This is a genomic window from Acinetobacter sp. LMB-5 (genome assembly GCF_001541635.1).
Taxonomy (GTDB): domain Bacteria; phylum Pseudomonadota; class Gammaproteobacteria; order Pseudomonadales; family Moraxellaceae; genus Acinetobacter; species Acinetobacter pittii.
The window spans coordinates 543,951-566,375 of the sequence record NZ_LRDR01000001.1; the positions used below are offsets into that span (position 1 = coordinate 543,951).

General features: G+C 39.8%; 20 protein-coding genes. 5 read left to right on the forward strand and 15 right to left on the reverse strand.

Annotated elements, in window-relative coordinates:
• Positions 1-321: 321 nt before the first annotated feature.
• The 3 genes from AW165_RS02465 to xerA all read right to left on the reverse strand — a co-directional run bounded on the left by AW165_RS02465 (position 322) and on the right by xerA (position 3,370).
• Positions 322-1,254, reverse strand: a complete 933-nt coding sequence (locus tag AW165_RS02465; protein WP_060464873.1) for an electron transfer flavoprotein subunit alpha/FixB family protein — start codon at positions 1,252-1,254, stop codon at positions 322-324.
• Between the two features lie 17 nt (positions 1,255-1,271).
• Entirely contained in the window at positions 1,272-2,021 is a 750-nt protein-coding gene (locus AW165_RS02470; RefSeq protein ID WP_002118903.1) for an electron transfer flavoprotein subunit beta/FixA family protein, read from the reverse strand.
• A gap of 461 nt (positions 2,022-2,482) precedes the next feature.
• Positions 2,483-3,370: a site-specific tyrosine recombinase/integron integrase gene (gene xerA, locus AW165_RS02475; protein ID WP_081410519.1), complete on the reverse strand. Its 888-nt coding sequence runs from the start codon at positions 3,368-3,370 to the stop codon at positions 2,483-2,485.
• Between the two features lie 165 nt (positions 3,371-3,535).
• Here xerA and AW165_RS02480 point away from each other — a divergent pair, with 165 nt between their 5' ends.
• Entirely contained in the window at positions 3,536-4,159 is a 624-nt protein-coding gene (locus AW165_RS02480; protein ID WP_060464875.1) for a LysE family translocator, read from the forward strand.
• Positions 4,160-4,202: 43 nt separating this feature from the next.
• Here AW165_RS02480 and AW165_RS02485 read toward each other — a convergent pair whose 3' ends face one another.
• From AW165_RS02485 to AW165_RS02510, 6 genes are all read right to left on the reverse strand, one after another.
• Positions 4,203-4,808 (reverse strand): alpha/beta fold hydrolase, encoded by a 606-nt coding sequence (locus tag AW165_RS02485; RefSeq protein WP_060464876.1) that lies wholly within the window; start codon positions 4,806-4,808, stop codon positions 4,203-4,205.
• A 93-nt stretch (positions 4,809-4,901) separates the two neighbouring features.
• Entirely contained in the window at positions 4,902-5,747 is an 846-nt protein-coding gene (dapF, locus tag AW165_RS02490; RefSeq protein WP_002118553.1) for a diaminopimelate epimerase, read from the reverse strand.
• 5 nt (positions 5,748-5,752) lie between these two features.
• Positions 5,753-7,003: a diaminopimelate decarboxylase gene (gene lysA, locus AW165_RS02495; protein ID WP_060464877.1), complete on the reverse strand. Its 1,251-nt coding sequence runs from the start codon at positions 7,001-7,003 to the stop codon at positions 5,753-5,755.
• Between the two features lie 22 nt (positions 7,004-7,025).
• A complete protein-coding gene (gene lptM / locus AW165_RS02500) occupies positions 7,026-7,247 on the reverse strand; it encodes an LPS translocon maturation chaperone LptM (RefSeq protein WP_016140224.1) in 222 nt (73 codons plus the stop codon).
• A 140-nt stretch (positions 7,248-7,387) separates the two neighbouring features.
• Positions 7,388-8,794, reverse strand: coding sequence for an amino acid permease (locus AW165_RS02505; RefSeq protein WP_032052326.1), 1,407 nt, complete (start codon positions 8,792-8,794; stop codon positions 7,388-7,390).
• Positions 8,795-9,092: 298 nt separating this feature from the next.
• A complete protein-coding gene (locus tag AW165_RS02510; RefSeq protein ID WP_014207419.1) occupies positions 9,093-10,616 on the reverse strand; it encodes an alanine/glycine:cation symporter family protein in 1,524 nt (507 codons plus the stop codon).
• 344 nt (positions 10,617-10,960) lie between these two features.
• Between AW165_RS02510 and radA the strand changes: the two genes are divergently transcribed.
• Both radA and AW165_RS02520 read left to right on the forward strand, forming a co-directional pair.
• Positions 10,961-12,349 carry a DNA repair protein RadA gene (radA, locus tag AW165_RS02515; RefSeq protein ID WP_005073053.1) on the forward strand — a complete coding sequence of 463 codons (1,389 nt, stop codon included), beginning with the start codon at positions 10,961-10,963 and terminating at the stop codon, positions 12,347-12,349.
• An 82-nt stretch (positions 12,350-12,431) separates the two neighbouring features.
• Positions 12,432-13,403 (forward strand): Tim44 domain-containing protein, encoded by a 972-nt coding sequence (locus AW165_RS02520; RefSeq protein WP_060464878.1) that lies wholly within the window; start codon positions 12,432-12,434, stop codon positions 13,401-13,403.
• A gap of 58 nt (positions 13,404-13,461) precedes the next feature.
• Here AW165_RS02520 and epmA read toward each other — a convergent pair whose 3' ends face one another.
• The 5 genes from epmA to AW165_RS02545 form a co-directional block, all read right to left on the reverse strand.
• Positions 13,462-14,436, reverse strand: a complete 975-nt coding sequence (gene epmA, locus AW165_RS02525) for an EF-P lysine aminoacylase EpmA (protein ID WP_060464879.1) — start codon at positions 14,434-14,436, stop codon at positions 13,462-13,464.
• Positions 14,433-15,500 (reverse strand): 4-phosphoerythronate dehydrogenase, encoded by a 1,068-nt coding sequence (locus AW165_RS02530; protein WP_060464880.1) that lies wholly within the window; start codon positions 15,498-15,500, stop codon positions 14,433-14,435. Before AW165_RS02530 ends, epmA begins: the two co-directional genes overlap by 4 nt.
• A gap of 103 nt (positions 15,501-15,603) precedes the next feature.
• Positions 15,604-15,996 carry a YkvA family protein gene (locus tag AW165_RS02535; protein WP_014207422.1) on the reverse strand — a complete coding sequence of 131 codons (393 nt, stop codon included), beginning with the start codon at positions 15,994-15,996 and terminating at the stop codon, positions 15,604-15,606.
• A gap of 119 nt (positions 15,997-16,115) precedes the next feature.
• The gene (fdhD, locus tag AW165_RS02540; protein WP_060464881.1) at positions 16,116-16,907 is read right to left on the reverse strand and encodes a formate dehydrogenase accessory sulfurtransferase FdhD; all 792 of its coding nucleotides are present in this window, start codon (positions 16,905-16,907) and stop codon (positions 16,116-16,118) included.
• A 78-nt stretch (positions 16,908-16,985) separates the two neighbouring features.
• Complete coding sequence (locus AW165_RS02545) at positions 16,986-19,394, reverse strand: FdhF/YdeP family oxidoreductase (RefSeq protein WP_060464882.1); 2,409 nt, start codon at positions 19,392-19,394, stop codon at positions 16,986-16,988.
• A 399-nt stretch (positions 19,395-19,793) separates the two neighbouring features.
• Here AW165_RS02545 and AW165_RS02550 point away from each other — a divergent pair, with 399 nt between their 5' ends.
• Positions 19,794-20,951 carry a glycerate kinase gene (locus AW165_RS02550; RefSeq protein WP_060464883.1) on the forward strand — a complete coding sequence of 386 codons (1,158 nt, stop codon included), beginning with the start codon at positions 19,794-19,796 and terminating at the stop codon, positions 20,949-20,951.
• Here AW165_RS02550 and AW165_RS02555 read toward each other — a convergent pair.
• Complete coding sequence (locus AW165_RS02555) at positions 20,948-21,514, reverse strand: TetR/AcrR family transcriptional regulator (protein WP_060464884.1); 567 nt, start codon at positions 21,512-21,514, stop codon at positions 20,948-20,950. The genes AW165_RS02550 and AW165_RS02555 overlap by 4 nt on opposite strands.
• Before the next feature lie 122 nt (positions 21,515-21,636).
• Between AW165_RS02555 and AW165_RS02560 the strand changes: the two genes are divergently transcribed.
• Positions 21,637-22,419, forward strand: coding sequence for an SDR family NAD(P)-dependent oxidoreductase (locus AW165_RS02560; RefSeq protein ID WP_060464885.1), 783 nt, complete (start codon positions 21,637-21,639; stop codon positions 22,417-22,419).
• Positions 22,420-22,425: the final 6 nt, after the last annotated feature.

The following is a 22,425-nucleotide window of genomic DNA, read 5'->3' on the forward strand; positions in this document are numbered from 1 at the left end:
CTTGATCTTGCAAAAAATTTAGTTCCGGAAACTGAACTAAAATCGAAAAAAATATAGCTGTATACTATAGCATAAAAGCACTGTGTAATGTGCGGAATCTACACCGCCAATCTGGTGATATTTGTATAATTTAATTGCATATTATTCTTATCATATCGCTATAACGAGCACGTTCTATTCTTAATAAAACTATGTGATTTTTATTCTATAAAAATCAAACCTCAAATGAGATAAAAGTTTCAGTTATACATTTCAGGACACTATCCATAATAAAAAACCCCTAGTAAAAACTAAGGGTTTTTTAGCTTTAATCGGTAAAGATTAAAGTTTAGATACCAATTCTGGTACTACAGTGTTCAAATCACCAACTAACCAGTAGTCAGCAACACTGTTGATTGGCGCTTCTTCGTCTTTGTTGATTGCAACAATAACTTTAGAATCTTTCATACCAGCTAAATGCTGGATCGCACCAGAAATACCTACAGCAATATAAAGCTCAGGCGCAACGATTTTACCAGTTTGACCAACTTGGAAATCGTTAGGTACAAAGCCCGCATCAACTGCTGCACGTGAAGCACCTTGTGCTGCACCAAGCTTGTCAGCTAATGGATCAAGTACTTTATGGTAGTTCTCACCAGAACCTACACCACGACCACCAGAAACTACGATGCGAGCCGCAGTTAATTCTGGACGATCAAGCTTAACGATTTCTTCAGATACGAAGTGAGAAATACCCGCATCTTTTACTTCGCCAACTGTTTCAACAGCAGCTGAACCACCTTCCGCAGCAACTGGATCAAATGCTGTACCACGAACAGTACCAACAATGATTGCTTCGTCAGATTGAACAGTTGCAATCGCGTTACCAGCGTAGATAGGACGCTTGAATGTGTTCGCAGATTCAACAGAAATGATATCTGTGATCATGCTTACATCAAGAAGAGCAGCAACACGTGGAAGAATGTTCTTACCAGTCGTTGTAGAAGCAGCTAAAACGTATTTGTAACCTTTAGCCAAGTCAGCAACTAGGCCAGCTACGTTTTCAGCTAATTGGTTTGCATAAGCAGCATTGTCAGCAAGTAAAACTTTGCTTACACCAGCAACTTTAGCAGCAGCATCAGCAACTGCTTGAGCACCAGAACCAGCAACTAATACAGTAATATCACCACCGATTTTTTGTGCTGCAGCAACAACGTTTAAAGTAGCACCGTTAAGTACTTGGTTGTTGTGGTCAGCGATAACTAAAATACTCATGATTTTATCCTTCCGTATTAGATCACTTTCGCTTCATTTTTCAATTTTTCAACAAGCTCATCTACAGATTTCACTTGTACGCCAGCTTTACGTTCTGCTGGAGCTTCAACTTTAACAGTTTTAAGCTTAGTACCAGCTGTAACGCCATAATCAGCAGGAGATTTAGTATCAAGTGGCTTCTTACGAGCTTTCATGATGTTAGGCAATGCTGCATAACGTGGCTCGTTCAAACGCAAGTCAGTCGTGATGATTGCAGGAAGTGTAAGTTCAACAGTTTGTAAACCACCGTCAACTTCACGAGTCACCTGTACTTTACCGCCATCAACTTTCACTTCAGAAGCGAATGTACCTTGACCAGCACCTAATAATGCACCAAGCATTTGACCTACTTGGTTAGAGTCATCATCAATTGCTTGTTTACCAAGAAGGATAAGTTCTGGTTTTTCAGCTTCAACAACACCTTTTAAAATTTTAGCAACTTCTAAAGCGCCAATTTCATCAGTAGTTTCAACCAAAATACCACGGTCTGCGCCTAGAGCCATTGCAGAACGGATTTGTTCTTGAGCTTCTTTAGGACCAACAGAAACAACAACGATTTCTGATACTGTTCCTTTTTCTTTTAAGCGAACCGCTTCTTCCACTGCGATTTCACAAAATGGGTTAATTGACATTTTTACGTTGGTAAGGTCAACCCCACTATTGTCCGGCTTAACACGAACTTTAACGTTGGCATCAACCACGCGTTTTACAGCAACAAGAGCCTTCATGTAATCCTCGGCTGTTCTAGCAAAAGTAAATGTTGAGAAAAGTATATTAACTCTTCAATTAAAATTTTTTAGGTACCCTATCTTGCAATGTGTTTGGCATTTCGGTCAAGTCACAATTTTCTGGAACAGCACAAAAAAAATGAAATCATCAGTTCATAAAAAAATTTTATACTGCTATGAGGGCCTATTTTATTCTTTTTAAACTCTATTTTATACATTGATTTTTATTATCTTTTTATCTTATTTAGCATATTAGCTAGAAACATAACATTACTTTTAAAAACCTTAAATCCGACGTTTTTTAGACCCAGTCGTCCACAAAATACCCAAAGATCAAAATGGTCAATTTGGCTGTTTTGACTATTTCTCTTAAACAAATTTGTAAAAAAATACAAATGATCTCTACATTCACCTAAAACTTCTCAATTTAATTATCTATTTATTGAGTCTATTTTTAAATTTTAGTTTTTATTAGCCCTTGGATGAGCTTGATCATATACTTGTGCTAAATGATCAAAATCAATATGCGTATAAATTTGTGTCGTAGATAAATTACTATGGCCTAGCATTTCTTGTACTGAACGCAAATCACCGCTACTCGATAGCATATGGCTAGCAAAACAATGTCTGAGTAAATGCGGATGTAAATCGACATTTACACCTGCCCTTTGTGCTTGAAGCTTCACACGTTTTTCAATTTGCCTTGGAGTGAGCGCCCCTCCTCGTAAGGAAATAAAGACAGAATCATTTTGATCAAAATGTCCTTTCCAAATTTTATAAACTTTCAACCAGTTCAATAGGCTTTCTTTTGCTTTTTTCCCAAATGGTACTATACGTATTTTATTTCCTTTACCTGTAATACGAACAAGTTGGCGATTAAAATCTACATCTTTAACAGTTAATCCCTGCAATTCAGCCAGACGTAAACCACTTGAGTAAAGTAACTCGAGCATCGCTTTGTCTCTTAACCAAAGCTGCTGATCAATTGGTTTTTCAGGCATAGGTTGATCTAAAATTTGATTAACTGTTTCTATGTCGATCATGCCTGGTAAAGGTCTAGGTTGGCGTTTTAACTTAAAATCGTCAGTAGGATTAATTTCTAGATATTTGCCTTGTTCAGCCCACTTCATAAACTGGCGAATTGAAGTGAGATGGCGTTGCATACTACTTGAACTTAACTGGTCCTGTTCGACACGCTGCGCTAAGTACTCTCTTAAATCTGAAGCTTCAATATTTCTCAAATCTAGTTGTTTGTGCTCGCAGAACTCAAGAAAGCTTTTAACATCTCGTTCATAAGCAGTAATCGTGTGCTCAGATTGATTCTGTATTTTTCTTTCTTTTAACCACATTGAGAGCAGTTGTAATGCAAAATCCAAATTGCTCTCCATTTATTTGCTCATTTTTTTGAGTGTATCAAAAACTATGTGATCATGAAAATTTGATATCGCACAACCTAATGCTGATCTAATTTATATATTACAATTTAAACCAAGTATTCATTGGACCATGCCGCCATGACCACCATACTCATCCCTTATTTAATTGCCATTACATTACTTACACTGACCCCGGGTCTGGATACGACTTTAATTATTCGTACAGCAACACTTGAAGGTAAATCGAAAGCATTTCAAGCAGCGGTCGGCATTAGCCTTGGCTGTATTGTATGGGGAATTATGGTTGCCTGTGGTCTAGGTGCTTTGCTCATGGCATCTGATCTCGCTTTTAATATTCTAAAATGGATGGGAGCAGCCTATCTAGCATGGTTAGGTTTAAATATGATTTTAAAACCACGTAGCCAACTTGCAGATATTCAAGAGAATAGTTCAAATACCTCTCCTTCACAAAATTGGTTTATTAAAGGCTTTTTGGGTAATTTACTTAATCCCAAAGTTGGTATTTTTTATATTTCATTTCTTCCACAGTTTATTCCACCACAAGCATCAGCAGTTACTTGGGTGATGGGACTGGTAATGATTCATGTGGTGATTGGAATGTTATGGTCAACTTTATTAATTTTGGCTATGCAACCACTGTCACGTTATCTTAAGCAACCTAAATTTGTGAAATATATGGACCGAATTACTGGCAGTATTTTTGTGTTGTTTGCTTTGAAATTAGCTTTGAGTAAAAAGTAAATTTTAAAAAGCGTGCTAACACATAGCACGCTTTTTAAAAGACTTACCTCATCTTTTTTAAATAATCTTTAATTTGTGCGGCCACTTCATCAGCATGTTTTTCTGCCAACTGATGATCTCCACCTTTAACAATATGCAGCCTTGAATTTTTAAATATTTGATTTAAGTATGTTCCTACTTCAACTGGGCTTACTGGATCTTGATCACCCCAGATTAATAATGTCTCAATATTTATATCTGACAGCAATTCTTCATAGTTTGCACTCGTAGTAATAAACCAATCTGGATATTTTAAAAATGCTTGGCGATATGCTTCACGCCAGTCTTGCACATTAAATCGCTTAAGGTTAATTCCACCAGAAGTTGCAATCAAAACCAGCCCTTTCACCAGTTGAGGTTTTTGTAACGCTGCGGCAACGGCAAAAATCCCACCCATTGATTGAGCAATAATTACAGACTCATCATGAATTTGATCGACCACATAATTTGTTAGGTCTTCAAAACTCTTCACTTCAAGGGATTCTGGTGTATCGCCAAAACCGGGGTAACCAATAATTTTTGTACGATACTGCTGAGGTAATTTTTCAATTAAGGGATGCCAAAATGTCGTACTGCCTGATGCACCGGGTAAGAAAATTAAATTATTCATATTTTTATAAAGTTATAAAATTATTCTACATATAAAAGAAAGTCTCTTTTATCATTTTAGATAATAAAAGAGACTTCTATTTTGGTAATGCGATTAGCCTTGGAAATAACGTAAATCCAAACGCCCATCATATACATGAGTTGTTGGACCAGTCATCCAAACCACATCGCCTTCTTGCCATTCAATTTGTAACTTACCGCCAGCAAGTTCAACTTCAACTGAGTTCGCAAGTAAGCCACGGCGCATACCACTTACCGCAGCCGCACAAGCTCCTGTACCACAAGCTAATGTTTCACCAACACCACGTTCAAATACACGTAAACGCACATGTTTTTCATCAATTACTTGCATAAAGCCAGCATTAACACGTTCAGGGAAACGTTTATGTGACTCGACTTGTGGACCAATGCCAGCAACATCTGCAGTTAATACATCTGGAACAATCGTTACGGCGTGAGGATTGCCCATATTGACCACATCAATATTAATGTTCTGGTCGTTAGCTAACTCAAGTGTATATAAAGCTTCTGGTTGTTCTGCAATGAATGGAATTTCATTCGGCAAGAACTTCGGGTACCCCATATTGACGCGAACCCAACCATTTTGTCCCAATTCAGGTTTTACAATACCTGCTTTGGTTTGGACAGTAATACTTGTTTTGGTCGTTAAATGGCGCTCATGTACAAAACGAGCAAAACAGCGTACACCATTACCACATTGTTCAACTTCAGAACCATCAGCATTAAAAATACGATATTTAAAATCTGCTTCCGGTAAATCTGGTGGTTCAACAATTAAAAGCTGATCAAAACCGATGCCAAAATGACGATCGGCTAAGCGTTGAATTGTTTCTGTATCCAAATAGGCACGTTGGCTGATTAGATCAACCACCATAAAGTCGTTGCCTAGGCCATGCATTTTAGTAAATTCTAACAACATTTCATTTACTCCTCAGGCAACAAGCGTTCATTTTCCCACAGAGATTCAACCGTTTCACGCTCACGAATCAAATGGGCTTTATCGCCTGACACCATCACTTCTGCGGCACGTCCACGCGTATTGTAATTTGAACTCATTACAAAACCATAAGCGCCAGCGCCAAGAACAGCTAACAAGTCATTTTCTTTTAAAGCCAATGAACGATCTTTACCAATGAAGTCACCTGTTTCACAGATTGCTCCAACGAGATCCCAAGTTTTTTCTTCAGTATCTGAACTTGGCACTACAGGTTGGATATCCATCCAAGCTTCATATAAAGCAGGACGAATTAAATCATTCATTGCTGCATCAATAATGGCAAAGTTACGGTGGCTCGTTGGCTTGAGCAAATCAACTTTGGTTAAAAGCACACCTGCATTTGCACTAATGCTACGACCCGGTTCCATATAAACCTTGAGACCTAACTTTTCTAAAGCAGGTTTCATTGAGTTGGCATATTCTTCAACACTTGGCGGCGTTTCATCTTTATAACAAACACCCAAACCACCACCGATATCGATGTGTTTAAGAGTAATACCAAGTTTTTTCAATTCTTCGATCATCAACATGACACGATCTAAAGCATCAACAAACGGTTTAGTCTCGGTCAATTGCGAACCGATGTGGCAGTCAATTCCAATGATTTCAAGGTTTGGCAAAGATGCAGCATATTGATAAGTTTCATAAACGGTATCACTTGGAATACCAAATTTATTTTCTTTAAGGCCAGTTGAAATATAAGGATGTGTTTTTGCATCTACGTCTGGATTTACACGTAAAGAAATCGGCGCTTTTTTGCCTAGACGAGCTGCAACTTTTTGAAGACGGTCTAGTTCGGCATAAGACTCTACGTTAAAGCAAGCAATGCCTACATTTAACGATGTTTCAATATCAGCTTCAGTTTTACCCAAGCCAGAAAAAACAACTTTAGATGCATCTCCACCCGCTTTTAAAACACGTGCTAGTTCCCCACCTGATACGATATCAAAACCAGCACCAAGTTTTGCCAATACATTCAAAACAGCTAAATTTGAGTTAGACTTCACCGCAAAACAGATTTGATGATCAATAAAATCAAAAGCACGGTCCATATCTAAGTAATGTTTTTCAAAAGCTGCTTTTGAATAAACATACAAAGGTGTGCCAAATTGCTGCGCAAGCTGCTCCATAGAACATTGCTCTGCGTGCAATACTCCATTAATGCGAGTGAAACTCATGAATGTGTCCTTATTTCAAAGCTTAAGGTGAAGTTGTTTGGGTTGGGGCTGATGCTTCAACTGACTGTTCAGCCTGTTCATCCTGTTGCACAACTTGTTTCTGTTCTTTATTACGATAGAGCAAGTATTTCGCACGTTTGTCATAATTCGGATCAGAAGGTAGCTGTAATGCTCCTGACTGACCACAAGCGCTAAGCAAAATACTGCTGCTCAATAAACTGATGAGGCAAATGACACGACGCATCTGAGCACCTGATTTAAACAATTCGATGCAGTATACCGTGATCATGCAGGCGGCTAAAGAGTAAACTTAAAGAGAAAAACAATATGCATAAAAAACGCCAGCTTTTCAGCCAGCGTTTGATCATAACCAAATAAATTTAATTACTTTTTATGACGTGGTTTATAGAAGAAGAAATAACCAATGATCAAGATGAGAAACCAAATTGGGCTGACTTTAAGCGCTTTGAACGTATCTGGTTCTAAAGACAGCACATAAATCATGCCAATAAAGAAAATAATCGTGATCCAACATGTAAATAGACCGCCTGGTAATTTAAATGTTGATTTTGCATGCAGCTCAGGACGCGTAGTGTAGTAACGGATATAACTCCAGATAATGAGTAACCACACGCAAATGAACAGAATCGTTGAAAGTGTTGTTGCAAGCGTAAATGCCTCAACTGTATTTGGTACAAAATACTGTAATGCGGCACCTAACAATAAACACGCAGCAGAGAAATACAATGCATTTGCAGGTACTGCACGTCTGTTCAATTTACCAAAAGCTTTTGGTCCCTGATCTTCACGAGATAAACCGAATAACATACGGCTTGTTGAGAAGACACCACTATTCATTGACGACATCACTGATGACAATACCACCAAGTTCATTAAGATCGCTGCTGCTGCCACCCCTGCTTGACTGAATAAGTTCACAAATGGACTGATCGCTGGATCAATTTTATTCCAAGGTGTTACAGACATCACAATCAACAATGCCAATACGTAGAAAATAATGATACGGATTGGAATTGAGTTAATTGCTTTTGGTAAGTTACGTGCTGGATCTTTCGTTTCCGCAGCTGTTGTTCCCACAAGTTCTACACCAACGAAGGCAAAGATTGCGATTTGGAAGCCTGCCAAGAAGCCATGTACACCCGTTGGGAAGAAACCACCGTTAGCCCAAAGATGAGTAAATGAAGCAACTTCACCTGTACTTGAGGTAAAGCCTGTAAAGATCATCCATAGACCCACAGCAATTAAAATAATAATCGCAAGAATCTTAATGAGTGCAAACCAGAACTCTAACTCACCAAATAAGCGAACTGTTAACAGGTTTAAACCCATAATAAATACAATCGCGGCAACACTAATCATTGCTCCTTCGACAGGCGAGAAAGGTAGACCATTATTGAAAAATTGTAAGTAGTAGATAATTGCAGAGAGGTCAGCGATACCAATCGTGATCCAACATAACCAGTATGTCCACCCTACAAAATAACCTGCCCATGGACCGATTAAATCTGTTGTGAAGTCAATAAATGATTTATAGGCAAGATTTGAAAGAAGTAATTCGCCAAGCGCACGCATGACAAAAAACACCATCACACCAATAATCAAATAAATGAATAAGATTGATGGACCAGCAAGGCTAATTGTTTTGCCTGATCCCATAAATAATCCGGTACCAATTGCACCACCAATCGCGATCAGCTGTAAATGCCGATTGGAGAGGCTTCGATGGAGCTCACCTTGTTCATGAGGCTCGCTCAGATTTTGATTCGACATTTTATAAATACACTCCAGTAATTTTTTTAGTCCGTTAGCTAAATTCAAATCAAAAAGACGATATCGCACCATTTGCAGGTATCTTTTAAATGTATATTTTTTGACAACTTTTCAGCTAACCAATTTGTCTGTATTGCTGATGATTCCAAGCTACATACAATTAAATCCGATAATACGCACAAGCCCATAGCAATACAACGCACTTTTTTGGAACATCCAGTTTCTCATTTATTGATCAATCTCATATGAAAAAAGGTGGTCAATATGACCACCTTTTTAGCTATTTGGTTGTTAAAATCTAGCTTCCTGTTTTCTTAACTTGCGCATTCAATTCTTGGTTTTTCTTCAAGCGCTCTTCCCAGAATGTCGCATTTTTAATTCCTAATTTAATAGGGTCAAATGTGTACTCTTTTACTCCCGCTTTTTGTTGTTCTTCGTAATCTTTTAACGCCTTAATCGTTGGTTTATAAATAAAGTACGTTACAACAATACCAATAATATTAATCCATGCCATTAAGCCGACACCAATATCACCAATACCCCAGATATAGCCTGTGGCACTTAGTAAACCATAACCTACAGCAAGAATGATTGAACATTTCACAATGAACAATAATGACGGTGATTTTGTAATGTAGCTCAAATAAGCAAGGTTTGTTTCTGCAATATAGTAATAAGCTACGATAGTGGTGAAAGCAAAGAAGAATACCGCTAAAGCAACAAAGATCTGACCAAAATTACCAAAAATAGTGCTCACTGCCATTTGTGTAAATGCAGGAGAACCAATTTCAGTCGAGGCAGGAACATTTTGAACAATGAATTGACCTGCTTCTAAAGCCCCCTGAACATTATATTGGCTTGTCATTAAAATCATAAATGCAGTAGCAGAACAAACAATTATACTATCAAAGTGAATTGAAAAAGATTGGACTAAACCTTGTTGAGCTGGATGTTGAACTTCAGCTGCCGCTGCTGCGTGTGGCCCTGTTCCTTGGCCTGCCTCATTGGCATAAACACCACGTTTCACCCCCCAACCAATTGCAGCGCCAAGACCCGCCATTGGCGTAAATGCATCTGTAAAAATCAGGCTTAATACTTTTGGAAGATCTGAGATGTTAACCACAACAATAATAACAGCCATGAGGAAATAACCAATTGCCATGAAAGGTACAACCAGTTCAGCAAACTGAGCAATTCGTTTAATCCCACCGAAGATGAGGATAGCCAGTAAACCAATCACGACAACCAAAGCAACGAGTTTATAGACACCAACATCACCAAAAACAATTGCGCCTTCACCCGTAATCTGGGTAAATGCCTTACCTACTGCATTTGCTTGAATACCCGGTAAAAACAAACCACAAGCGACAATTGCTGCAATAGCAAATACAATTCCTAACCAACGCTGACCTAGTCCTCTATCAAAATAAAATGCTGGGCCACCGCGATATTGTCCTTGATACTCAACTTTATAAAGCTGACCGAGTGTCGACTCTACATAAGCTGTACCGGCACCAAAGAATGCAACCATCCACATCCAAAAAACTGCACCGGGTCCACCAAAGCCAATTGCTGCTGCAACACCCGCAATGTTACCTACACCAATACGACCTGCTAAAGATACTGATAATGCCTGAAAAGATGAAACGCCCTGCTCTGAAGAAGTACCTTTTATTAAAAGTCTAGCCATTTCTTTAATTTGGCGGACCTGAACAAATCTTGTCAAAATAGAAAAGAATAAACCAACGCCCAAACATAAATAGATAAGCGCCTTACTCCATATAATACTATTTACCCAATCAACAATTTCTGCTGCACTCATAGATATCAACCTTTTGTATTTCTAAAAATACAATACTCATATTATTTTGTTCGTTTTCACTTCAGCAATATCCATGCCATATCTATAATAAACAGCTAGATACATACTCCAGTAAAAACACCGTCCTTGGGGAATAGATTAGATTTTTTATATCCACTGAAAACAAACTTTATCTGACTTGTAAAAATCCAATATCGTGTTATTTTTGATGTCTTTCCCTTATTAGTTCCTTAGAAGATCCCTTCAAATTTCCTCATTATCTTTTATGAAAATTTTAGGAAACAAGAATGAAGAACTTCCTAAGAACTATATTTATATAATATCGAGCAAAATTTCAATTTTTTATGAGCAAAGTCAAAACTGTTTACCGTTGCGAGCAATGTGGTGCCGATCATCTTAAATGGGCTGGTCAATGCTCAGAGTGTGGTGAATGGAATTCTCTGACTGAAGTTAAACTTGAGCCAACCACTGCTCACCGTGCACGTCCTAAAATTGGGGGCTATGCTGGACAAGTTGCTAATATTACAACACTAAATAAAGTTTCCGTTTCTCATGAAACCCGCTTACCTACAGGCATTAGCGAATTTGACCGAGTGCTTGGCGGCGGTTTGGTGACAGGTTCTGTGGTGCTGATTGGTGGTGACCCCGGTATTGGTAAATCAACCATTCTTTTGCAAACTGCGACCCATATGGCAAGCGCAAAAAGCTCTGCGCTTTATATTACGGGTGAGGAATCTTTATCTCAGGTAGCTCTTCGTGCGCAACGTCTTGATCTGCCAACCGACCAATTAAAAGTCATGGCTGAAACCTGTGTAGAACGCATTTGTGAAGTTTTAGAACAAGAAAAACCTGTAGTCGCTATTCTAGATTCGATTCAAACTCTTTATACAGAAACCCTCCAATCTGCTCCGGGTGGTGTTTCACAAATTCGTGAATCTGCTGCTTTATTAACCCGTTATGCAAAAAATAGTGGCACGGCGCTATTCATTGTTGGTCACGTGACCAAAGAAGGTGCACTGGCAGGTCCGCGTGTTTTAGAGCATATGGTGGACTGCGTACTTTACTTTGAAGGTCAATCAGACTCACGTTATCGAATGATTCGTGCTGTTAAAAACCGTTTTGGTGCAGTGAATGAGCTTGGCGTATTTGGCATGACTGATAAAGGCTTACGTGAAGTGGCCAATCCTTCTGCTATTTTCTTAAGTCGTTATGATGAAGCGATTCCCGGCTCAATTGTCATGATTAGCCGTGAAGGAACTCGCCCTCTTTTGGTCGAAGTGCAAGCTTTAGTTGATGATGCTCAAGGACAACCACGACGTGTTGCACTTGGTCTTGAACAAAACCGTTTGAACATGCTGCTTGCTGTCATGCATCGTCATGGTGGCGTGCAAACCACTGGACAAGATGTATACGTCAACATTGTAGGTGGCTTAAAAATTACCGAAACAGGTTCTGATTTGGCTGTTTTACTTGCATGTGCTTCAAGTTTACGTACTAAAGCATTGCCCCAACAGCTTGCAGTTTTTGGTGAAGTTGGTCTTTCTGGTGAAATTCGCCCTGTTCCTAACGGTCAGGAGCGCTTAAAAGAAGCAGCGAAACATGGCTTTAAATATGTCATTTTACCAAGAGGAAACGCCCCTCAAAAGGCAATTCCGGGCGTACAAGTTATTGCTGTTGCGCGCTTACATGAAGCATTGACAGAAGCTATGCAACTCAGTGATGAATTGACATAAAAAAACATACTTTTATAGTTGAAATTTAGAGTAAAAGCCTGCATAAATACTATTACAAATTAACTTTAAACAGGAATTTCCTATGGAAGTACACCAGCGTGGCTTGATTACCGGTATTTTAATGGCTGCTTTAGCAATTTCTCCTCTTGCTGAAGCTAAACGTGCAGGTGGTGGTAAAAGCCACGGTATGGCACGTTCGACTACTTCAAGCCAGTCTTATCAACAACCTCGTCAAGTGACTCCAGTTCAACAAACCACTACAGCGCCTCAGAAATCTGGTCCAGGCGTTGGTTCAATGGTTGCAGCTGGTGTGGCTGGTGCTGCCGTAGGTGCTGTTGCAGCAAATGCTTTAGCTGATGACAAACCGACATCAACTGAACAGCAAGCCACTCAGGCTCAAGCTCAAGAAGAGAAAAAAGGTGGAATCCCAGGTTGGATTTGGGTATTGCTTGCCGCAGCTCTTGCTTTCTTTGTATTCCGTAAATTGGGATCAAAAAAAAAATTAGCGGGTAACAACCCTTACGCACCAAATAGTAACGGTCAAAACCCATTTGGCCGTTCTGCTGCACCACAAGCAGCTCCACGTAATGCTGGCGATAATACAAATATCTTTGGTCAATCTGTGGGTGGCGGTTCAGCAACGCAAGCACCTTTTGGTGGTGTAACAACGAGCAATGGCAATCAACTTCCAGATGGTAGTGAACCAGCTGCGTTCTTACGTATTGCACGTCAACGTTTTAATCACATCCAATCGATGAATACTGCAAGTAACATTGAAGAAATTCGCCGTTACTTAACACCAGAACTTTATAGTTCTATGTATAACGACATTATGGAAAACCAAGATCAAGACGTTGCTGAATTTAGTAACTTGAATGCGATGGTTGTAGACAGTGCGACTGAAAATGGTCAATACGTGGTAAGCGTACGTTTCACTGGTACAGTAAGTGAAGACCTAAACAGCTTGCCACAACCGTTTACCGAAATCTGGCACTTTGTTAAACCTGCTGGCTCTCAGCAAGACTGGGTTGTTGCAGGTATTCAACAAGCTTAAGCTGAATAAACCCTAAATAAAAAAGCCACAATATTGTGGCTTTTTTATTTGTCAGCTTTTAAGCAATTTCTGCTGGAAAAGTCACTACTTTTTCAATTTTGACCTGATCCATTGCAACCATGAGTAAACGGTCTACACCTAAAGCGATACCTGAGCATTCCGGCATATGAGGCAATGCAGCTAACAGATGCTCATCTAAAGGCATAACATGAAGACCCTGCTTAGCCCGCTCTGCATTATCTGCTTCAAAGCGTGAACGTAACACATCTGCATCGAGTAATTCATCGTAGGCATTGGCTAGCTCTAAGCCTTCAATATAAACCTCGAAACGCGCCGCAACTTCTTCCCCATCTTCATCGACTTTCACTTTTGCCAAAGAGGCCATTTCTGGTGGAAAGTCAGTTAAAAAAACTGGAGCATCAAAACCCAAACTTGGTTCAACAAAATGAGAAAACAACAAATCCATATAAGCTAGGCGATCATCGCCCAAGTCGAGATTTAATCCCACACGATTTGCGGTATCTTTGAGTTGTTTCAAAGTTGCCTGCAAAGGGTTGATATCAAGACGATCTTGAAAGGCATGTTTATAACTTAAAATAAACGGGCGAACTTCACCAAAACGATGTTGCAAACAGGTTTGCAATAAATCGGCTGTTTCATGCATTAACGCTTTTAAGTCCAGACCCGGACGGTACCATTCAAGCATGGTAAATTCACTGTTGTGTTTACGCCCGTGTTCATCATCTCGGAACACCTTACAGATTTGATAAATCGGCCCACTACCGCTCGCCAATAAACGCTTCATGGCAAACTCTGGTGAAGTCTGTAAATATTGAGTTTGCAATTTGCCATTAATATGACGCAAAGCCTGAACCGAAGCTAAATGTACATCGGTGACACCTGCTTGTGAAACGATTGGTGTTTCGACTTCCATGACATCACGTTCAGCAAAAAACTGACGAATTTGGGTATAGAGCTTGGCACGTGCTTTTAAGGCATCAATTGAACAAGTAGGTTGATAGCTTAAACTCATGCCTGTGGTCCCCCATGTGCTGCCCATTCACGGCGCAGCGGATAATTTTTACGTAATAAATCAAATGCTTTTTGCTCTACTTTGCCGTCTTTAATACAAGCACGGATGTTGGCATCATCTTGAGCAATATCATAAATTTGAGATAGTTTTTGCTTTAATACAGCTTTTAAATCATATCCTGAAAAATAGTCTTCGCATGCAGGTAGCTGAGTTTCAAAACGCTTATTAATGTCGTATCCAAATTTTTGGCAAAACGCTTCATAAATCATTTGGGTACCGCGGGCTTTTCCTTCAAGGCTATAACCCGCAATATGCGGTGTTGCTAAAGCCAACATGTCTATGAGTTCTTCTGATATGACTGGTTCATGCTCAAATACATCAAGCACCACTTTACGCTGTGTACGTTGAATATCTTCCATTAAAGCGGCTTCTTTCACGACTGGACCACGTGCACTATTAATTAAAATCGTGTCAGGTTGAAGCGCTGCAAAAGCTTTTTCATCAAACAAATGATATGTCGGATGTTGACCGTTTTTTGTAAGCGGCACATGAATTGAAATGGCATTGGCTTGTTGCAACAGAGTTTCTAAACTTACATTTTCAATTGTGTCTAGTTTCACATATGGGTCAAAGCCAATTACATTCCAGCCAAGTAACTGAGCCATATAAGCCAAGCGCTTACCGACGTTGCCAAGGCCAACAATACCTAGGGTAAATTTTTCTTGTTGTTCTAAAAGGTTTGCATCTAAATGAAGTAAAGCAGTAATGACATATTCAGCAACCGCTTGGGCATTACAACCAGCCGCATTTGCCCATGTAATTCCTTGTTTTTCTAACGCCGCAATATCTAAATGATCGGTCCCGATTGTGGCACTGCCCACATATTTTAATGCTGTGTTTTCAATTAAACTTGCGTTAACTGCAGTAACCGAACGAACCAATAAAGCTTGAGCATCTTTTACATCTGCATGGGTTAAAGTGCGCCCTGCTTTGTGTTGAATATCGCCAAACTCAGAAAAAAAGTAATCGGTAAATGCCAAGTTTTCATCTGCGACGATTTTCATTGTCTGCAACCCATAGCTTATAAAAACGTTATTATCCTTTGAGTTGTAGCAAAGCACAATGTTAAGGGTATAAATTAGTACAGGGTCTCAAAACTCAGTTTAGTCACAACCCACCACCAAAATAAAAGTAAGCCATGACAGCGAGTGTGAGCCAAATTAAAATAATGAGTACGGCAACCAAATAGTTTTTTGGTCGTTTTTCATGTTCATCCAGCCATTCTTCAGCTTGTTGTTCTGCATCGAAAATGACTTGTTGAGGCGTAAAACGAACTGCTAGCCAAATGAGCATTGGTAAAATGATGGCATCATCAATAAAGCCCAAAATAGGAATAAAATCTGGAATTAAGTCGATGGGGCTAAAAGCATAAGCCACAGCCACCACAGCAATAATTTTGGGTAACCACGGCATTTGAGGATGCTTTGATGCAAACCAAAGCATAATAATTTGTTTCTTTAGACGTTTTGCCCATTCTTTTATTGATTGTAACCAAGACATTTGGACAGACTCTGAACCTTTAGAGTTTTATAATAATCCATAAAACCTATCCTTAGCTTAAAAGCCAAAGAAATGTCAGATGAGCTTTATTTCAGGCTCATCATCTTGAACAATATATTTTAAATTTCTGTATATAAAACAAATCTATCTCCCCTACAAAAACTTGCCAAAGTCAGGCCAGATTGCTTGGCTAATTGAATGGCCATGCTGGTAGGTGCTGAAATTGATGCCAGTAGACTTATATTCAGCTGGGCACATTTTCGTATCAGTTCATAACTTGCACGACTGGTCATCACCACAAAACCTAAACTGGTGTCGTAGTTTTCTTGTGCTAAATAACCTATTAATTTATCTAAAGCATTATGGCGGCCGACATCTTCAAATAAAGCGACGATGTGACCATCAACCACCCATGCTGCGGCATGTGCGCCACCCGTTAAAGCGGTAATTTCTTGCTGGGCTTTTAAGTGGGAAATGGCACTCGGAATTTGCTCAAGCCATATTTTTGATGCATGTGTTGTAATTTTTGGAACATCTAACTGAAACTGCTCTAAGCTTTCAATTCCACATAAACCACAGCCTGTACGGCCTACCATCATGCGGCGGTGTTCTTTTAAGGCAGCAAATGCTCTCGATGAAATGGTCATTTCCACCGTAATACCCAATTCATTTTGATGTACATCAAGTGCATATAGCTCTTTTAAGCTGGTTAAAATGCCTTCTGAGAGACTAAAACCTTTGGCAAATAATTCGACATCTGTTGGTGTCGCCATCATCACCGCATGCGAAATGTCGTTATACACCAAGGCAATTGGGTACTCTTGCACAATATGATCTAAAACATTTTCAGAGTCGTTTTTGTTAAACCGCTGTACTGGTAATGTTTCAACCCCATAGGAATGTGGTGTCAAAATTATTTCCTTTATTTCAAAATGGCGCTTGTTTAGAGCGCCATTTGTTTGGATGACATTTTTTAATATTGCCTTTGATTAAAGGTTGCTTACTTTCTTATCAGCGTCTTCAGGCGCAACTGCTGTTGCCAAGTTAAAATGCTCTGGCGCATTTCCGGGATGCAAAATCACAGGAACACTTTTTGAAGCAGGAATCTTGGCATATTTATCATGACTGCTTAACGCCACCAAAGGATTAGTTTCCGGATAGTAAGCGGCCAAGCTGCCTCGCGGAATGTTGTACGGCACAATACGGAAACTATGCACGATACGTTTTACACCGTCCGAGAAAACACTTTCGATATCAACCCATTGGTTTGCTTCAAAACCAGCTTCATCAATATCAGCTTGGTTCATAAATAACACACGGCGTTGCCCAAAGACCCCACGATAGCGGTCATCTAGACCATATAGAGTAGTGTTGTATTGATCATGAGAACGCGTGGTCATTAAGGTATAAACTTTACTGTCGGTATATGCGGCAGCGTACTGATTTTCCTTATCGGCATACACCTCACTCAGCGGTGTAATCATAAACTGCGCTTTACCACTTTTTGTATTCCAGATGTGCTGATTGGCTGGATGCTCTAGATGAAAACCGCCCGGTTTATAGACGCGTAAATTAAAGTCATGGAACTCATCAAACACATCGGCAATTGAATCACGAATACGGTCGTAGCTTTCGATATACCATTTCCATTTAATTTGGCTGTCTGGAAGCACTGCTTCAGCCATTCGGGCGACAATATCTGGTTCAGACAAAATATTGTCAGAAATTGGAGCGTTACGTCCTGCTGACAAATGAATATTACTCATTGAATCTTCAACTGAAATTGCTTGTGGGCCATGAAGCTGCTCATCAATTTCGGTACGACCTAAACATGGCAAAATTAGTGCATCTTTACCACACACCAAATGGCTACGGTTTAACTTGGTTGCGACATGAACGGTTAAATTACACTTTCTAAGTGCTTCTTGGGTATACGGCGTATCTGGCGTTGCAACTGCAAAGTTCCCACCCAAACCAATAAAGACTTTGACCTCGCCTTCAGCCATGGCTTTAATGGTCTCAACAACACCATGCCCATTTTTTCTCGGTGATTTAATTCCAAATACGCGGTCAATGTTATCGAGTAATTTAGGGCTAGGCAGTTCATTAATACCCATGGTTCGGTCGCCTTGCACGTTACTGTGCCCACGAACTGGACAAAGCCCTGCACCCGGTCTGCCAATTTGTCCACGCGCCAACAATAAATTTGCCAGCATATGTACGTTAGCTGTGCCGTGGCGGTGTTGCGTGATACCCATTCCCCAACAGAAAATTGAACGCTCTGATTCTAAAAAGAGTTTGGCGAGTTTTTCTAAATGTTCAGGCGATAACCCTGAGTGTTTATAAATATCTGCCCATTCAGTTCTTTCAACCTCAGCAATCATTTCATCAAAACCAACGGTATTCACCGCAATAAAGTTTCGGTCAAAAACGCTTGGTTTACCTGAGGCAAGTGCTTTTTTATCCCACTCATTTAAGTGCTTTAACATCCCTAACATGAGTGCATAGTCGCCCCCAATTTTAGGTTGGAAATAATAACGACTAATTGGCGTACTGCCGTTGGTCATCATTTCAAGAGGTGCTTGCGGGTCTTGGAAACGCTCAAGACCTCGCTCTTTAATTGGGTTAATCGCAATAATGTTGCCGCCACGTTTAGATACTTCACGCAAAGTACCTAACATACGTGGATGGTTGGTGCCGGGGTTATGACCAAAACTAAAAATAGCATCGGCTACGTCAAAGTCTTCTAGGGTGACTGTGCCTTTTCCTAAACCAATCGAGTCAAGTAAGCCAACACTTGTGGTTTCATGACACATGTTCGAGCAGTCTGGAAAGTTATTTGTACCAAAGCTTCTCACAAACAATTGATATAAAAATGCTGCTTCGTTACTGGCACGACCCGAAGTATAAAATGCCGCTTGGTCTGGGTTGTCTAGCGCATGTAAATGTTGAGCAATGAGTTTAAATGCATCGTCCCATGAAATAGGCACATATTTATCGGTTGCAGCATTATAGCGAACTGGGTCTGTTAAGCGGCCTAAGTCTTCGAGGAAAAAGTCACTTTGTTCTGATAACCAACTGACGGTATGCCCTGCGAAATATTCAGGAGTCACTGTTTTACTGGTTGCTTCAAAGGCAACTGCTTTTGCACCATTTTCACAGAAGTTAAAGGCATGAGCATCTTTCTTTTCTGGCCATGCACAGCCGGGACAGTCAAAACCTGTAGGTTGGTTAATGTTGAGTAAGGTAATTGAACCTTTACCTAAAATATCTTGTCGCTTTAAGTTTCGAGCAACACTTAGCAGTGCGCCCCACCCGCCAGCAGGATGAGTATATGGCTCAATTCGCGCAAAACCGTTATTTTCCTGTATGTGCTTTTGTTCTTCTGAATTATCCACTTTGTCATCCTCTTAATTCTTCTTAGGCATTCAACAGATCTAATAGAACCACAATTTAATTATGCTTATATCAAGAATCGCTGCTGTCTAGCTTGGGGGTAGAGTCCGCTTGGTATGTTATTCACCATATTTTAAAAAGCTGGCTCAACTGTTCTTATAATATGTGCCATATTTTTTACAATTACAATCATTCAAGCCAACCACGCTATTTATAGAAAAATATATAAAACAATGAGTTAAAAAGATAGAAACTCCGCCTTTTACAGATCAAAACATTATTAGTTTTCATTCTTAACAGAAGAGAAACTCTTTAAAATTGATGCTTACATGTCTTTATGTATGTTTTTTTTGGATTAAGCAGTATAAAACAATTAAAAATCTATCCACATTAGAGCACTTATGAAGGTTGTGATCGCTCCTGACTCATTTAAAGACAGCTTAACTGCTTTAAACGTAGCTCAGGCCATTGCCAAAGGATGGCAAGAAATTTTTCCTCATGCGGAAACTGTTTTATGTCCAATGGCAGATGGTGGTGAAGGAACCATTGAAGCTGTTTTAGAAGTCTGCGATGGTCAATGGCGTGAAAAAACGGTGGTTGGGCCATTAGGTCAGCCTGTTCAAGCAAAATGGGGCTGGTTAGAAAAACAAAAAATCGCCATCATTGAAATGGCTCAAGCGAGCGGCATACAGTTAATCCCACCGTCAGAACGTGATGCCTGCCACAGCACAACGTTTGGAACAGGCCAACTCATTCTTGATGCTTTAGACGCAGGTGCAAAAGACATTATTTTAACTGTGGGCGGTAGTGCGACCAACGATGGCGGCACAGGATTACTGAGTGCTTTGGGTGCTGTTTTGCTCGATGCCAACCAAAAGGCTTTACCCGCAGGTGGTCTCGCTTTAAGCAACCTATCAAAAATTGATTTAACACACTTTGACACACGTATTCAGCATACACGGTTTTTACTAGCTGCCGATGTGACCAATCCACTTTGCGGTCCAAACGGCGCATCACATATTTTTGGTCCACAAAAAGGAGCTTCCCCTACTCAAGTACAGTTACTCGATACTGCCCTTGCCCATTTTGCCGATGTCTCGGCACAACTTTTAGGTTTCGATAAACGAGAGGAAGCAGGTTCTGGTGCTGCTGGTGGTTTGGGCTTTGCAGCCAAAAGTTATTTAAATGCCGACTTTAAAGCTGGAGTTAAAGTCGTGGCTGAACTGAATCAGCTTGAGCATAAAATTTCTAACGCAGATTGGGTCATTACAGGCGAAGGTAAATTTGACCAGCAAACCTTAAGCGGCAAAACAGTTTTTGGGGTAAGCCAAATTGCTAAAGCACATAACGTTCCGGTCATTGTGATTGCAGGAACTTTAGGCCAAGGCTATCAAGCACTTTATGAGCACGGCGTTACGGCTGCATTTTCACTAGCAAATGGTCCCATCACATTAGAACAAGCCTGCGAACATGCGGCAGAACTCATTTATGAAAGAACAGTCGATATTGCGAGGTTAATTCAGCTTAGCCAACCAAGTATTAAAGCTTCAAAAGTTTAATCGGCTAATTTTAAAAGGCTCTCTTTACAACTTTCCAATATTTCATCGCTAAGCAAGGATTGGTCTGGACATGCGCGAGACAAAGCAATTGCCCCTACGGATTGAGCAAGAATATTAATAGCTTGCTTTCTCAACTCTGGCGCTTCCAAAGAAACTTGTTTTGCACGTTCGTTCATAATGAACTGAATAAGTTGCTCAATGCCCTCTTCAAATTCGACTTTTACTTCTTCTGGTTGTCTTGCGGCATCACAAGACAAGGCTGTTAAGGTACATCCCAAATCTCGGTTATCTCGATGGGTACGGGACACATAAAGCTGAATAAATTGAGCTAAATTTAAACCTTCTATTCTTTTTAAAACCTGCTCAAGTCCATGTTTAACGGTAATTGAGACAAGGTCTGTTTTCGAACTGAAATGTTTATAAAACCCACCATGAGTAAAGCCTGCACTAGACATTAATTCAGCAATGCCGACACCGTCGTAGCCTTTGTTACGAAACAGTTGAGTCGCCTTTTCAACAATTTTTTCTCGGTTTTCTTTTACCTGAGTTTTACTGACTTTCATGTTGGACTACCCACTTTTACTCACCCTACTCGTCATAATTATACATTGATTATGATTGACATCAAAAATTATATATTTTAGATTATGATCATCATCTAAAAATTAAAGCGTGGAGACATCACATGTCAGCTCAATCAAAAGTACTTATTACAGGAGCTTCGTCAGGGATTGGTTCTGTTTATGCAGACCGATTTGCTCAACGTGGCCATAACTTAATCTTGGTTGCACGAGACACAAACCGCCTAGATAAAATCTCAAAAGATCTTCAAGAAAAATACGGCGTACAAGCCGAGTTCATTCAAGCCGATCTATCAAACGATCAAGACATCAGTAAAATTGAAGATGTACTCAAAAATGATGCTGATATTGAAATTTTGGTAAATAATGCAGGCATTGCACTAAACGGAACCTTGTTAACCCAAGATATTAAAGATATTGAAAAACTCATTACTTTAAATATGACTGCAGTTGTTCGTTTGTCTCATGCAATTTCGCAATCACTTATACATAAAGGTAAAGGTGCCATTATTAATTTAGGTTCTGTGCTTGGATTAGCCCCTGAATTAGGTTCTACCATTTATGGTGCAAGTAAATCTTTCATCCAATTTTTTAGCCAAGGCTTATATTTAGAATTAAAAGATCATGGCGTGCATGTTCAAGCCGTATTGCCTTCTGCTACTAAAACCGAAATTTGGGAACGTTCTGGCATCGACTTAAGCCAAGTCCCACCATTAATGGATGTCAATGATTTGGTCGATGCGGCTCTGATTGGTTTTGACCGCAAAGAAACGATTACAATTCCTGTGCTGAAAGACGAAAATCAATGGAATAATTTTGAAAAATCACGTATCACATTACTACCAAACTTTTCTTCGGCTGATGTAGCCCAACGTTATAAAAACTAACGAGTA

Excerpts from the sequence above, each read along its gene's own strand:
- AW165_RS02480 (WP_060464875.1), top strand. The coding sequence starts at position 3,536 with ATGACCACCATACTCATCCCTTATTTAATTGCCATTACATTACTTACA.
- AW165_RS02520 (WP_060464878.1), top strand. The coding sequence starts at position 12,432 with ATGGAAGTACACCAGCGTGGCTTGATTACCGGTATTTTAATGGCTGCT.
- AW165_RS02555 (WP_060464884.1), bottom strand. The coding sequence starts at position 21,514 with ATGAAAGTCAGTAAAACTCAGGTAAAAGAAAACCGAGAAAAAATTGTT.
- AW165_RS02560 (WP_060464885.1), top strand. The coding sequence starts at position 21,637 with ATGTCAGCTCAATCAAAAGTACTTATTACAGGAGCTTCGTCAGGGATT.
- lysA (WP_060464877.1), bottom strand. The coding sequence starts at position 7,003 with ATGAGTTTCACTCGCATTAATGGAGTATTGCACGCAGAGCAATGTTCT.
- AW165_RS02465 (WP_060464873.1), bottom strand. The coding sequence starts at position 1,254 with ATGAGTATTTTAGTTATCGCTGACCACAACAACCAAGTACTTAACGGT.
- AW165_RS02505 (WP_032052326.1), bottom strand. The coding sequence starts at position 8,794 with ATGTCGAATCAAAATCTGAGCGAGCCTCATGAACAAGGTGAGCTCCAT.
- radA (WP_005073053.1), top strand. The coding sequence starts at position 10,961 with ATGAGCAAAGTCAAAACTGTTTACCGTTGCGAGCAATGTGGTGCCGAT.
- epmA (WP_060464879.1), bottom strand. The coding sequence starts at position 14,436 with ATGAGTTTAAGCTATCAACCTACTTGTTCAATTGATGCCTTAAAAGCA.
- xerA (WP_081410519.1), bottom strand. The coding sequence starts at position 3,370 with ATGTGGTTAAAAGAAAGAAAAATACAGAATCAATCTGAGCACACGATT.
- AW165_RS02530 (WP_060464880.1), bottom strand. The coding sequence starts at position 15,500 with ATGAAAATCGTCGCAGATGAAAACTTGGCATTTACCGATTACTTTTTT.
- AW165_RS02485 (WP_060464876.1), bottom strand. The coding sequence starts at position 4,808 with ATGAATAATTTAATTTTCTTACCCGGTGCATCAGGCAGTACGACATTT.
- AW165_RS02470 (WP_002118903.1), bottom strand. The coding sequence starts at position 2,021 with ATGAAGGCTCTTGTTGCTGTAAAACGCGTGGTTGATGCCAACGTTAAA.
- AW165_RS02550 (WP_060464883.1), top strand. The coding sequence starts at position 19,794 with ATGAAGGTTGTGATCGCTCCTGACTCATTTAAAGACAGCTTAACTGCT.
- lptM (WP_016140224.1), bottom strand. The coding sequence starts at position 7,247 with ATGCGTCGTGTCATTTGCCTCATCAGTTTATTGAGCAGCAGTATTTTG.
- dapF (WP_002118553.1), bottom strand. The coding sequence starts at position 5,747 with ATGTTGTTAGAATTTACTAAAATGCATGGCCTAGGCAACGACTTTATG.
- AW165_RS02535 (WP_014207422.1), bottom strand. The coding sequence starts at position 15,996 with ATGTCTTGGTTACAATCAATAAAAGAATGGGCAAAACGTCTAAAGAAA.
- AW165_RS02510 (WP_014207419.1), bottom strand. The coding sequence starts at position 10,616 with ATGAGTGCAGCAGAAATTGTTGATTGGGTAAATAGTATTATATGGAGT.